The following is a 13,005-nucleotide window of genomic DNA, read 5'->3' as shown; positions in this document are numbered from 1 at the left end:
TTTATTCTGTTGTTCGAAACATTAAAGAAGGATTCAGCATTGAATAAAAACATATCTGAAATAGCATTCATCGACAAAGCAAAAGGGGCTCTGCTAGGGTTAGCTCTGGGAGACGCGCTTGGTACAACCCTTGAGTTCAAGCCCAAAGACAGCTTTGAACCTATCCATGACATGATTGGCGGCGGGCCGTTTGGTTTGCGCGCGGGTCAATGGACAGATGACACGTCGATGGCGCTCTGTCTTGCTGAAAGCTTGCTTTGCCAAGGAAAGATGGATACGACCGATCAAATGCAGCGTTATGTTCGCTGGTGGAAGCAAGGAGAAAACTCCGTCACAGGCCACTGCTTCGATATCGGAATCACCGTTTCAGGTGCCTTGAGTCAATTCATCAATACTGACAACCCTCTTTGTGGTTCTAGTGACGAGTTTAGTGCTGGCAATGGCAGTTTGATGCGCCTCGCGCCTGTTTGTATCTTTAGTCATCCTTATAAAGGTATTCGACTGACGAAGGCACTGAGTAATGCTAGCTTGAGCTCAATGACCACCCACGCCGAACAGCGCTGCGTGGAAGCCTGTCAAGTCATGGCCTGGTTGATGTATCAGTTGTTTCTTGATAGCAATCTCTCTAAAGCCGCGCTTTTCAAGCAACTCAAGCATGCATTCGACAACCTTCATCCAGAGATACAGGTCATTGTAAACGGCTCCTATCTTGAGAAAGATCGTAGTGACATTCGCGGAACTGGGTTTGTGATTCACTCTTTAGAAGCCGCTTTGTGGTGTTTTGCACATAGTGATAACTTCGAGCAGGGTGCCTTGATGGCAGCAAACCTCGGTGATGACGCCGATACCACCGCCGCCATCTATGGGCAACTTGCTGGCGCTTTCTATGGCATCGAGCAGTTACCACAAAAATGGCTATCAAAACTCTATTGGCGTGAAGAGATAGAAATGATGGCGCAATTGTTGGCAACTACGCCGTCATTACGTCAAGTGTCAGCATTCATTGCTGACATCAGAGCTGCGCCGGTTAGCAACAAGCTGTCAGTGCTCTACCAAGCGGCATATCAGCATAAAATACTCCTGAGCGACTATGCTTGGACTGACAACACTCATAATTCAACCATTGGGATACCACTCAACGACTCGTCAATCCCCTCTGAATTGCAAAAAAAGAAACGTGTGTTAATCGCCACTATGGGCCTTTCTGATTGCTGCCGCGCAGTAACGTCAATGACCCGGGGGGACCGCTTCTGTGGTGGCTTATGGGATAATCTATGCGTCGATGGTACGATTCAATTATGGCTTAATCGTTTGTGTGACCTTACGGGAGAAGTGCACATTTCTCTAACTGAAGATGACATTTGCTAGCCCTTAAAAACGAAGCCCACCTATTGGTGGGCTTCAGATTCTTGTTGTCTTTCCTTGTACTTTTTATAGAGATACATCCCTGAGAGCCTAATGATTTTGCTTGATAACCAGAACATTGAGACCTCATAAAATACGCATATAAGATACCTATTGCTGTCCGCTTTTTCACCTACCCGAAAGGATAAAACCACAACTCAACTGTTTAGTCATTTTCTGCGACAGCAACCCACAAAGCATTTTGTACATCACAACTTATTTAAACATTGCGAAACATAATCGTTATAAATTGATCAAATCAAGCAAACGTTTACTCAAAACATGCTAGTCTCCTACCGTTTTGATTTTTTCACTCATGTATAGGGAAATATAGCCATGTTGAATGCTATTCAGGGTGCACAAATGCTGTTTGTTGCTTTTGGTGCGCTCGTTTTAGTGCCGCTACTGACGGGACTGGACCCGAGCGTTGCGTTATTCGGTGCTGGTGTCGGTACGCTTCTATTTCAATTCATCACTCGCCGTACTGTTCCGATCTTTCTCGCCTCTTCTTTTGCCTTCATCGCACCTATCATGTTTGGTGTCCAAACCTGGGGCGTGCCAGCGACTATGGGTGGCTTGATGGCGGCAGGTGTGGTTTATGTCGCCATGGGTGGCCTCATTAAGGCAAAAGGCATTGAAATTGTACATCGTCTACTACCACCCGTCGTCGTTGGGCCTGTGATCATGGTTATTGGCCTCGGGCTTGCGCCGGTTGCGGTAAACATGGCCCTTGGCAAAACGGGTGATGGTGCGGTTCAGCTTATCGATGCCAATGCGGCATTATGGGTCTCAGCCACCTCCCTCATTACAACGATCGCGATTAGTGTCTTTGCAAAAGGGTTCTTAAAGCTGTTACCTATTTTCGGTGGCATCACTGTCGGCTACTCGTTGAGCCTAATTTTTGGCATTGTTGACTTTACTCCTGTTGCCCAAGCAGCATGGCTAGCATTACCCAACTTTACAACGCCTGAGTTCAACATCAATGCCATCCTATTTATGATTCCTGTGGCAATTGCACCCGCAGTAGAACACGTCGGTGATATGTTGGCGATTTCTAACGTCACGGGTAAAGATTATCTAAAAAAGCCGGGACTGCACCGCACAATCACAGGGGACGGTGTGGCGACGATTGCCGCTTCAATGGTTGGCGCGCCACCGAACACAACCTACAGTGAGGTCACGGGGGCAGTGATGTTAACTAAAGCGTTTAACCCAATCATTATGACATGGGCAGCCATCACCGCCATTGCACTTGCATTGATTGGTAAACTTGGCGCGTTGTTACAGACTATCCCAATTCCAGTTATGGGAGGCATCATGATTCTATTATTTGGATCAATTGCAACGGTTGGCCTAAACACCCTAATTAAAAACAAAGTCGATCTTCATGATTCACGCAACCTCGTTATCGTGGCGGTGACACTCGTATTTGGTATCGGTGGCATGGCATTTGGCGTTGGCGACTTCAGCCTTCAAGGGGTAAGCCTATGCGGTATCGTGGCAATTTTACTCAACCAAATTCTGCCTCGTCAGCTTGGTGAAAACCATGTTGTAGATAACGCACAAATGGAAGAAGACAAAGCATAAAGTCAGCTCATCATTTGGCACATTCGCGCCCTAACCTGCAGTTATACTGTAAGGTTGGGGCGTTTTATGTTGGCCTAACCTTAGTTTAGGCTGCTATAACTTTATTAGTTTTCGACGCTTTAGGGATTACTATGAAGTTCATCAGCTTGTCACTACTTACTCTACTCCTCTCTCCGATTTCACTCGCAGCAAATTATGGTGTTGAGGAAATTGCTAACGACCTAAACATCCCATGGGGGATTGAGTTCGTCTCTGATCATCAAATGATCGTGACAGAAAAAAGCGGACAGATTTCACTGTTAGACATTGTTTCAGGTGAGAAAACACAGCTTCATCAAGTAAACGATGTCGATACATCGGGGCAAGGTGGACTCCTCGATATCGCGCACATTCGAGACACCCAAGGTAACCTCACACTCTACTTTAGTTATAGTAAGACGAGTAAGAATGGGACGACACTTGCTATTGCAAAGGGGCATCTATCAAATAATGAGCTGTCCTCTTTTGAAGATATTTTTATTGCTGATGCCCATAGTGACACTTCGCGCCACTTTGGCAGCCGAATCGCGATTGTTAATGGATACCTCATGATTACCCTTGGTGATCGAGGAGAGCGTGACAATGGCCAAGATACGACAAACCATGCTGCTTCGATATTGCGTCTCGATTTAGAGGGTAACCCACCTATCGATAACCCCTTTTACCACCAGCAAGATGCCAGAGCTGAAATATGGTCTTATGGTCATAGAAACCCACAAGGACTCTTTTTCGATGTTGATACGCAAACGTTGTGGTCAGTAGAACATGGTCCGCGCGGGGGCGATGAAATCAATCGTATAGAAAAAGGTGCAAACTACGGTTGGGCTCGTGTGTCTCATGGGCGCGAATACTGGGGGCCTCTAGCCGTGGGAGAAGCAACAACCCTTCCTGGCATGGTCGACCCTGAGCTGGTTTACATCCCGTCTATCGCTCCGAGTAATCTTGTCCTTTATCGAGGTAATATCTACCCAGAGCTTGATGGCAAACTGCTGATTGGCGCGCTTAAGCTCGCTCACATCAATGTGGTCGACATATCGGGTAACACCCTGAAAGAATACAGTCGACTATTAGAAAGCTTAAACCAACGCATCCGAGATATTACGATTGCCCCTGACGATCATCTCTATTTTTCCACCGACAGCGGCAATATATATCGACTCGTCATTAAGTGACCATTGTTGATGTTTCATTTTATCAATATCATGTTACTTGAATTTGATTCCAGCAATCATTAGGTTGTTGTTATCCACTCAAATAAGAAAGAACCGATAGGCGAAGTGATGAGCACAGAAAACACACAACAAGCCGCATGGCAGACTGCTATGCCAGAAACACAATTCGACTTTATGAAAAAAGTCCTCGCCTCCCCGTCTCCAATTGGTTTTGAAGCCGCCATGAGTTATGGCGTTATCAAGCCTGAATTCGAGAGTTTTATGCCGACTGGTTGGGGTATCCATCAGTTTAAAGGTAATGCAGGCCTTGTGTTTGACTCTCACCCTGGCAGAGATGATTTGGTCAGCGTCATGATCGTCGGTCATGCCGATAAAATTCGTATGCAAGTCCGTAAAATCGACAACGATGGCAAGGTATGGATCAATACCGACTCCTTCTTACCGACAACGCTGATCGGCCATGAAGTCAAAGTGTTCTGTCAAAACCCTGAGCAACCAAGCAGCTACAAGGTCATTGAAGGTTGTACTGTAGAAGCACTTGGCGCGATTCACTTCTCAACCCCTGCGCAGCGCACGGGTGAGCAAGGCATTAAGCCTGAGTCTATTTACCTTGAGTTACACACTCATGGTGAAGACCGTAAAAAACAAGTAGAAGAGTTAGGCCTGCGCCCTGGCGACCCAATCATTCTTGACCGCCCTATCAAGCGTGGTGTCTCACCGGATACCTTTTACGGTGCCTATCTTGATAATGGCCTCGGCTGTTTCTCTGTGACTGAAATTGCTCGTTTGGTGGCTAGCGAAGGGCTGAATAATGTTCGCGTCATGTACACGATTGCGACACATGAAGAGATTGGCCGCTTTGGTTCGACCCAATTGGTTGGTGAGCTCAAGCCGGATGTATTGATCGCAACCGATGTAAATCATGACTATGAAGCAGCGCCGGGTATTGGTGGTCGTAATATGAACCCGTTAAAAATGGGCGATGGTTTCACCATTTCGCGTGGTTCAGTGGCGTCTGAGTTTTTGGTCCAAGCGATTCAAAACGTCTGCCGTGATAATGATATTCCGCATCAATTGGACTTCTCCGGTCGTGACATGGGAACAGATGGTATGGCTGCAGCACTGGCTGGCGTTGACAGTGCGGCTATTTCTATCGGCTATCCTATCCGCAACATGCACACATCATCAGAGTCAGCACATACTGGAGATTTGTTAGCGTCAATTCATGCGATCGCCGGCCTACTACGTGAATTTAACGCGATGAACAGCGGCCAAGGCATCACTCGTGATGATCTGAAAAATAGCCATATCCGCTTAGACCACATTTAAAACTCGTTTCTATACATTTGGCACTCATCGCTAGTTATTAAATGAGTGCCTTTTGGGAATAGCGTGTGCTCTCAGCAACACTTCGGCACGCTGCGAACTTGATTACGTCCGGAGCGCTTGGCGACATAGAGAAACTGATCGGCGACACTGAGAGAGTCTTTAATATTGCGAATCACTGGTGCGATACCCGCTGAAATGGTGACTTTAGGATTGTTTGACTGCTGCTCTACGCTGGTTCGGACGCGTTCAACTACATTGCAAGCAACCGCGATATCTTGAGTTTTAATGACCACGGCGAACTCTTCACCACCGAGTCTAAACGCATAATCATGCGCACGAATCGATGACTTGATTGTGTTCGCGACCTCGCGAATTACCTTGTCTCCGATTGCGTGGCCAAAGGAATCATTAACGCGTTTAAAGTGGTCAATATCAATAATAGCGATGAAATAGTGGTCACGCTTCAATAGGCTGCTTTCAATATGATTAAGGTAATGACGGTTATTAAGCGTAGAAAGCTCATCAATGTAGCTAATCTGCTCCAACGCTTTCTTCTTCCTCTTAGTACCAATAAAAACGTTAGTCAGCACCATTAACAGAACCGCAAGAACGAACGTGACATAGATATGGGTTGGAACAATTTCTGCGTTTGTCACTAGATGCACTAGATAAGTTTTTTCACCCAGTAGATCTGAGGTGACTTGAAAAACGACCGTTTGTCGACCAAGGTCAATAACCCCGTTACGACGATTTATCCTATGGATCTGTGAGAGCACTTCACTGTAGTCATCTGAAAGGTAAGCGTTACTGATAATGTCGTGATATTGGCTCCAATGTACAAAGCCAGTATCCGACATGATGAACATGCCATCATAAAGATAAGAAACAAACATGTGAGACTCGATCTCGAGTTGCAACTCCCCTACAACTATTTGGTCATCATAAATGGGCTGGGTCAGCCGATGTAAGCTAGCATGATCGTCATGCCCCTCGATAAGCTCTACAGACATTCCGAGATTACCCATTTGCTCGACAGGCTGTATCACTGCACTTTTTAGGTATGTTTGGCCACTCATAAGCGCTGAGGCCAGAGTGTTGAATGCTTCAGGATCTTGCGCATAATTTAAGGCAAGAGGCGTCTGTGCCAGATTCAGATAGGATTGCAGTATATTCAGATTTGATGAGAACAGCTGTTCAGACTTTTCGACCTTAATTTGGATATCACTAAGCGCATTACTTTTGATGTAACTGATTGGTGTATTGACCAAAAATATAAATAACAACAAAAAAAGTAGCGTCTTGAGCTCTACATTCTTTATGTTGGGAAACTGCCTATTTGTACCCCACAACATCGCCTTACCTGTCACGTCCTTGTTACAGTCGAATTCTACTTTTTGAGTAGAAAACGAACGATACTGAATACTCAACTAACTTGATAGTGAATCTTTTTTGACAGTTAATTTAACAACTTACAGTTATATGTCGTTTACGGTACCAAACTCATTTGTCGTCCTGACTTTATCTAGGTGATGGTGTACATTGTTTGTCACTTATCACAATCACTCGGGTTAGCTATGAAGTCCACTGCCTTTGTTGATGCAGGTGTGCAATACCAGCCTCACTATTTTAATGTTCCACTCAATTATGATCATCCTGAAGGTAAAAGCCTGGAAGTATTCGCTAGAGAGGTGTGTCAAAACGATTCAGCCAGCAAGATCAAACCATGGCTCATCTATTTTCAAGGTGGGCCTGGCTTCCCTTCACCAAGACCCAACGGCACTTCGGGCTGGCTGAAACGCGCGTTAAAAGACTACCGAGTCTTACTGCTAGATCAACGCGGAACTGGCAACAGCAGCGTCATCTCTCATCAAACCCTACAAGGAATGACGGCCAAACAGCAGGCTGAGTATTTAAGTCACTTCCGCGCAGACAACATTGTTCGAGATGCCGAATTTATCCGAGATGCTCTCGGTATAAATACGTGGTCAACGCTGGGGCAAAGCTTTGGTGGGTTTTGCACCTTAGCTTACCTCTCCATGTTTCCACAAAGCCTAGAGGCAAGTTTCATCACAGGAGGCGTGCCGTCTATTGAGCGTCACCCTGACGATGTGTATCAAGCAACATTTAAGCGAACGCAAGAGAAAAACGCCGAGTTCTTTACTCAGTTTCCTGCTGCGCAAGGCCTATGTAAGAAGATAGCCGATCACCTTCTTATTCACGATGAGTACCTGCCGAATGGACAAAAACTTACCGTAGAACAATTCCAGCAATTAGGCATTAACTTTGGTGTGAGTGACACTTTCCTGCCGATGTATTACCTGCTTGAGAACGCTTTTGTTACCGAGCAAGAGAAGCCCCAACTGCGCTACGAGTTTCTCAATGAAATTCTCATGCAGCAGAATTTTCAAACTAACCCTATCTATGCCATTTTGCACGAGTCTATCTACTGTCAGGGCTTCTCCTCTCAATGGAGCGCGCATCGTGTACGTCAGCAATTAGACAAGTTTGACTATGCTCCTAACAAGCCGTTTCTGTTTACCGGTGAAATGGTTTTTCCATGGATGTTTGAGCAATATGTCAACCTTAAACCCTTGCGACAAGCTGCCGAGATATTGGCTGAAAAGAGCGATTGGTCAAACCTATATTGTGCGAAAACACTTAAGCAAAACACAGTACCTGTCGCTTGTGCCGTATATGCAGACGATATGTTTGTTGAGATGGATATCAGCCGAGAGACCTTGGCGAACATACCCAACTCAAAGGCTTGGATCACCAATGAATACGAACATAACGGTCTACGAGCGGATGGTGAACACATCTTGGATAGACTCATTTGTATAGCCCAACAGATCAAGGCCAACCAAATCCAAGACAGTTAACGATTAAGTTCCGAAAATGGCTAGCGCATCTTAATCGCCTGAATACAATTAAGATGTGCTATCGCATTTAGGAGCCTCATCTTGTCACAGTTTTCAAGCCCTACTCTTTCAAACGAGCAATGCCGTCTTGCCCGAATGGCAAGAGACCGTCGTTTTGATGGTATGTTTTTTATTGCAGTAAAAACCACGGGGATCTTTTGTCGCCCGATTTGCCCTGCGAATTCACCAAAAGAAGAGAACGTCGACTATTATCAGAGCGCAGCCACAGCTCTGCATGCAGGGTATCGCCCCTGCAAGCGCTGTCACCCTGATAGTGCTCCAAGTTCCTGGCGCTGGCTCGGCGTAGAAACCACCTTTCAAAGGGCCATCAATGAAATTGAACAAGGCTATTTGCAACAGAACGCCATTCCTTCACTTGCGGATAAGCTTGGTATCAGTGACCGCTATTTGCGTGCACTGTTTGAGCGTTATTTGGGTTTGTCACCTAAACAGTATGCGCTTTACCAGCAGCTGATGTTTGCTAAAAGCCTGATACACAATAGCCAGCTATCTATGACTGAAATCGGTTTTGCTGCTGGCTTCAATAGTACACGTCGTTTCAACGATGCTTTTATAAAAGCACTCAAAATATCACCAACGGATTTGAGGAAAAACAAACAGCCTGCTCACAAAAATACCTTATCTTTAGCGGTGAGGACACCTTATGATTGGCGTCATATGCTGGAGTTTTATCGTTTGAGAGGAATCGCTGGAATTGAGAAAGTCGAAGACAATCGATATTCCCGCAACTGCACAATCAACGGCTCACGTGCGTGGTTCGCCGTGGATTTTACCCCACTTGAAAAAGGCGAATTCACCATTGAAGTGGAATTTGATCTTGAAGATATTCGCCAATTAAAAAATCTCGTACACAACCTGCGCCGGATGCTGGATGTGGATTCAGACATCCATGCTATAGAGACGACATTATCTCGCCTAGAGCCACGCCTTATAATTCGTTCTGGAATTCGTATTCCCGGCGTGTGGAGTGCATGGGAGGCAGGGGTTCGCGCAATACTAGGACAACAAGTCTCTGTAAAAGCCGCAATAGGACAACTCAACTTACTGGCCGCTACCCTCGGCAATCATAGAGAGATGATCTTTCCTACACCACAAGCAATACATGAAAGTGATATAGACTTTTTGAGGATGCCTATTTCGCGCAAAGAGACACTCAAACGTTTTGCAGCTCATATTATCGCGCACCCTGATAGCTCGCCAGACTCATGGTTATCGATAAAAGGCATTGGGCCTTGGACCGTCAACTACGCCAAACTGCGCGGATTGTCTGAGCCTAACTGCTTTCTTGATGGCGATCTGATCGTTAAAAAGACCGTTAGCCAATTTCCTAAAGTAAACAAACAATCGGTTTCTCCTTGGGGAAGCTATGCTACCTTTCACTGCTGGAGTCATGCTTAATGCACTACTACACCACATTCACTAGTCCTCTAGGAAAAATAACCGCTCAAGCCAATGAGCTTGGCCTTACTGGGGTATGGTTTGAAACTCACACCACTCAGCCACAGGATTTAGGCAAGCGTGATGATCATCATGTCACGTTGCAACAAGCCCAACAGCAGATCACCGAGTTTTTTGCACAAGAGCGAACATGCTTCGAGCTCCCTTTAGCGGCAGAAGGCACCCCTTTTCAGCAGCAAGTGTGGCAAGCACTGCTCGCCATACCATATGGACAGACTTGGAGCTATCAACAAATAGCCAATCACATTGGTAACCCTAAAGCTGTTCGTGCGGTAGGGGCTGCGAATGGTAAAAATCCTATCTCTGTTATCGTCCCCTGCCACCGCGTCATTGGAGCAAGCGGCAAGCTTACTGGGTATGCAGGAGGTATAGAGCGAAAACAGGCTCTACTCGCGCTTGAACGCTCGACAAGTAATGATTAAAAAGAACAACCTATTAACATCCCTCTACGCTGAACGTTAATTTTTTGGTGCACCATAAAATAGCACGTTGCACCAAAAGTGATCGTGCGCGCAAACGTTTGCGCAAGTTTACATACGGTATCCAAGTTTATTGTCGTTTTTAGCATTTTTTACCTATCAGTCACTTGAATCACGCTGTAGTTAGGTGTAAAACACACCACATAATCATCTGTAACTAGAGTCGTTCCTAGGTGCAATGACTATAAACATACAATATGACAGGCAGGAGTTGCTAAAATGTTAAATAAAGATGGACTACTTGGTAATCTCGGCGTTCAAGTCGTGATTGCCATGGTTGTTGGTACATTGGTCGGTGCGATGATGGGTGAAGGCGCGGTTGTCTTTGCACCACTAGGCGCAATTTTCATTAACTTAATCAAAATGCTGGTTATTCCATTGGTTGCGGTTGCACTGATCTCGGGCGCAGCAGGTCTTGGTAACAGTTCAAATGCAGGCAAAGTGGGCTTTGTTACTCTAGGTTACTTTGGCCTAACATCAGCGCTTGCCGTTGCACTTGCGCTTGTTATGGGTGCAGTATTCCAACCGGGCGTTGGCATTGACGTATCTGGTGTTGAAGGTATGTTCTCTGCAGAATACGCATCAAAAGGTGAACTACCAACATTCTGGGCAACCATCACAGGTATGATCCCAGAGAACGTATTCCAATCTCTTAACGAAGCTAACATTCTTCAGATTCTTGTATTCTGCCTCTTCTTTGGTATCGCACTTTCTAAGCAGTCTAAAGAGCGTCGTGAGCCTATCGTAAACGGTGTTAACACCATCGTTGATTCAATGGTATGGATGATCAACAAAGTCATGATCATTGCTCCTATCGGTGTATTTGGCCTAATGGCGGAAGCTGTTGGTACATTCGGTTTCGGCGCACTGATGGTTGTGTTCAAACTGTTCTTGGTTTACGTGGCCGCAATACTTGTGTTTGGCTTCATCGTCTACCCACTCATGATTCAAGTCTTCACTAAAACATCAGCGAAGAAATTTTTGTCAGTGATGAAGAAGCCTCAAGCCGTTGCACTTTCTACGTCATCGTCAATGGCTACTCTGCCTGTGACTATGAACACAGTAGAAAATGAACTGGGCGTGAAAAACTCTACGGCGTCATTCGTTCTGCCGCTAGGTGCAACAATCAACATGTCTGGTAACGCAATTTACTACGGTTTGGTTGCTATTTTCTTCGCACAGCTATTCAACATTGACCTATCAATGGGCGCTTACATCGCGATCATCCTAACTTCTACGCTAGGTGCAGTAGGACAAGCAGGTGTGCCGGGACCATCTTTCCTTGTTGTAGCAGTATTGCTAGCAGCAGGTATCCCAATCGAAGGTCTACCACTATTGTTTGCTCTAGACCGTATCTTCGACATGATTCGTACAGCACTGAACATCACTGGTGATGCAGCGTGTGCGGTAATCGTTGACTCTCTTGTTGAAGAAGAAGACTTTGAAGCGCAAGCTGAGCTTGAAAAACAGCAAGCTTAATTAAACTGTCTGAGCTTCCGAGCCCAGCACTTGCTGGGCTTTTTTTCGTTCATTCGCTGCCTAATCACGACTAATTGTACCTAATTGTCATTTCCACTAGGTTTATCAGTGCGGTTTTGGGTACACTACTTATCACGTAAGCCCTAAGTAGCCAGAGTTATGAAACAGCTCATCGATTTTATCCCGCTGATTGTCTTCTTCGCTTTGTATAAGATGTACGACATCTATGTAGCGACAGGTGCTCTGATTATCGCAACCGCGATTCAAATTGCCCTCACTTACGCTATCTATAAAAAAGTCGAAAAGATGCAAATCATCACCTTTGTCATGGTGGCGATATTCGGCGGCATGACGATTTTTCTGCATGATGACAACTTCATTAAATGGAAAGTGACCATCGTCTATGCCACATTTGCCATTGGCTTAGCGGCGAGTCACGCGATGGGTAAATCAGCCATCAAAGCTATGTTAGGAAAAGAGCTTACGCTCCCAGAGAAAGTGTGGGCCACCATTAACTGGGCATGGGTGGGTTTCTTCACTCTATGTGCAGGCCTCAACCTCTATGTTGCATATCAACTTCCCCTCGATGTTTGGGTCAATTTCAAAGTCTTTGGCTTACTCGCCGCGACGCTTGCCTTTACTGTAGTAACGGGCATTTACTTGTACAAACATCTACCAAAAGACAATCAAGATAAACAGGATTAAGACACCATGACCCCCTCTCTTCCAGAGCCGACTGGCAGTTTATTGCTGCGTACACTCGCAATGCCAGCGGACACTAATGCGAATGGCGATATTTTCGGTGGTTGGATCATGTCTCAGCTCGACTTAGCGGGCGGCATTTTAGCCAAAGAAATATCAAGTGGTCGTATCGCAACGGTATCTGTTTCAAGTATTGAGTTTAAAAAACCTGTTAAAGTGGGCGATGTTGTCTGTTGCTATGGTGAATGCACGCGTATTGGTCGTACATCCATGTCGATTCATCTTGAAGTGTGGGTTAAGCCAGTGAAAGAAGATGGTGTTAAAGACCGCTTCCAAGTATGTAAAGCGACCTTCAATTATGTTGCTATCGACAGTCAGGGTCGCCCTCGCCCGATTAAACCTGAATAATACCAAAAT

At 45.6% G+C, this 13,005-nt stretch carries 11 protein-coding genes; 10 read left to right on the top strand and 1 reads right to left on the bottom strand.

Features of this window, described 5'->3' with window-relative positions; all coding sequences use genetic code 11:
- Positions 1-39 precede the first annotated feature (39 nt).
- From QWZ05_RS18390 to QWZ05_RS18375, 4 genes are all read left to right on the top strand, one after another.
- A complete protein-coding gene (locus QWZ05_RS18390; RefSeq protein WP_290299937.1) occupies positions 40-1,368 on the top strand; it encodes an ADP-ribosylglycohydrolase family protein in 1,329 nt (442 codons plus the stop codon).
- 372 nt (positions 1,369-1,740) lie between these two features.
- Positions 1,741-2,991: a uracil-xanthine permease family protein gene (locus QWZ05_RS18385; RefSeq protein ID WP_290299935.1), complete on the top strand. Its 1,251-nt coding sequence runs from the start codon at positions 1,741-1,743 to the stop codon at positions 2,989-2,991.
- A gap of 131 nt (positions 2,992-3,122) precedes the next feature.
- The gene (locus QWZ05_RS18380; protein WP_290299933.1) at positions 3,123-4,202 is read left to right on the top strand and encodes a PQQ-dependent sugar dehydrogenase; all 1,080 of its coding nucleotides are present in this window, start codon (positions 3,123-3,125) and stop codon (positions 4,200-4,202) included.
- Positions 4,203-4,310: 108 nt separating this feature from the next.
- Positions 4,311-5,531, top strand: coding sequence for a M20/M25/M40 family metallo-hydrolase (locus QWZ05_RS18375; RefSeq protein ID WP_264877219.1), 1,221 nt, complete (start codon positions 4,311-4,313; stop codon positions 5,529-5,531).
- A gap of 71 nt (positions 5,532-5,602) precedes the next feature.
- Here QWZ05_RS18375 and QWZ05_RS18370 read toward each other — a convergent pair whose 3' ends face one another.
- Positions 5,603-6,883 (bottom strand): GGDEF domain-containing protein, encoded by a 1,281-nt coding sequence (locus tag QWZ05_RS18370; RefSeq protein ID WP_290299931.1) that lies wholly within the window; start codon positions 6,881-6,883, stop codon positions 5,603-5,605.
- 222 nt (positions 6,884-7,105) lie between these two features.
- Here QWZ05_RS18370 and QWZ05_RS18365 point away from each other — a divergent pair, with 222 nt between their 5' ends.
- From QWZ05_RS18365 to yciA, 6 genes are all read left to right on the top strand, one after another.
- Entirely contained in the window at positions 7,106-8,410 is a 1,305-nt protein-coding gene (locus tag QWZ05_RS18365; RefSeq protein ID WP_290299929.1) for an alpha/beta fold hydrolase, read from the top strand.
- Positions 8,411-8,491: 81 nt separating this feature from the next.
- Positions 8,492-9,868, top strand: a complete 1,377-nt coding sequence (locus QWZ05_RS18360) for an AlkA N-terminal domain-containing protein (protein WP_290299927.1) — start codon at positions 8,492-8,494, stop codon at positions 9,866-9,868.
- Positions 9,868-10,350 (top strand): methylated-DNA--[protein]-cysteine S-methyltransferase, encoded by a 483-nt coding sequence (locus QWZ05_RS18355; protein ID WP_264877215.1) that lies wholly within the window; start codon positions 9,868-9,870, stop codon positions 10,348-10,350. Before QWZ05_RS18360 ends, QWZ05_RS18355 begins: the two co-directional genes overlap by 1 nt.
- Before the next feature lie 276 nt (positions 10,351-10,626).
- Positions 10,627-11,886, top strand: a complete 1,260-nt coding sequence (locus tag QWZ05_RS18350; protein WP_264877214.1) for a dicarboxylate/amino acid:cation symporter — start codon at positions 10,627-10,629, stop codon at positions 11,884-11,886.
- 159 nt (positions 11,887-12,045) lie between these two features.
- Entirely contained in the window at positions 12,046-12,591 is a 546-nt protein-coding gene (locus QWZ05_RS18345) for a septation protein A (RefSeq protein WP_264877213.1), read from the top strand.
- A 6-nt stretch (positions 12,592-12,597) separates the two neighbouring features.
- The gene (gene yciA, locus QWZ05_RS18340) at positions 12,598-12,996 is read left to right on the top strand and encodes an acyl-CoA thioester hydrolase YciA (protein WP_264877212.1); all 399 of its coding nucleotides are present in this window, start codon (positions 12,598-12,600) and stop codon (positions 12,994-12,996) included.
- The last annotated feature ends 9 nt before the right edge of the window (positions 12,997-13,005 follow it).

This window comes from Vibrio agarivorans (assembly GCF_030409635.1).
Classification (GTDB): Bacteria; Pseudomonadota; Gammaproteobacteria; order Enterobacterales; family Vibrionaceae; genus Vibrio; species Vibrio agarivorans.
This window is presented reverse-complemented; position numbering and strand designations above follow the sequence as displayed.

Bases quoted from the DNA above. Each gene is read 5' to 3' on its own strand.
- QWZ05_RS18380 (WP_290299933.1), top strand. From the start codon at position 3,123: ATGAAGTTCATCAGCTTGTCACTACTTACTCTACTCCTCTCTCCGATT.
- QWZ05_RS18350 (WP_264877214.1), top strand. From the start codon at position 10,627: ATGTTAAATAAAGATGGACTACTTGGTAATCTCGGCGTTCAAGTCGTG.
- QWZ05_RS18385 (WP_290299935.1), top strand. From the start codon at position 1,741: ATGTTGAATGCTATTCAGGGTGCACAAATGCTGTTTGTTGCTTTTGGT.
- QWZ05_RS18370 (WP_290299931.1), bottom strand. From the start codon at position 6,883: ATGTTGTGGGGTACAAATAGGCAGTTTCCCAACATAAAGAATGTAGAG.
- QWZ05_RS18365 (WP_290299929.1), top strand. From the start codon at position 7,106: ATGAAGTCCACTGCCTTTGTTGATGCAGGTGTGCAATACCAGCCTCAC.
- QWZ05_RS18375 (WP_264877219.1), top strand. From the start codon at position 4,311: ATGAGCACAGAAAACACACAACAAGCCGCATGGCAGACTGCTATGCCA.
- QWZ05_RS18345 (WP_264877213.1), top strand. From the start codon at position 12,046: ATGAAACAGCTCATCGATTTTATCCCGCTGATTGTCTTCTTCGCTTTG.
- yciA (WP_264877212.1), top strand. From the start codon at position 12,598: ATGACCCCCTCTCTTCCAGAGCCGACTGGCAGTTTATTGCTGCGTACA.
- QWZ05_RS18355 (WP_264877215.1), top strand. From the start codon at position 9,868: ATGCACTACTACACCACATTCACTAGTCCTCTAGGAAAAATAACCGCT.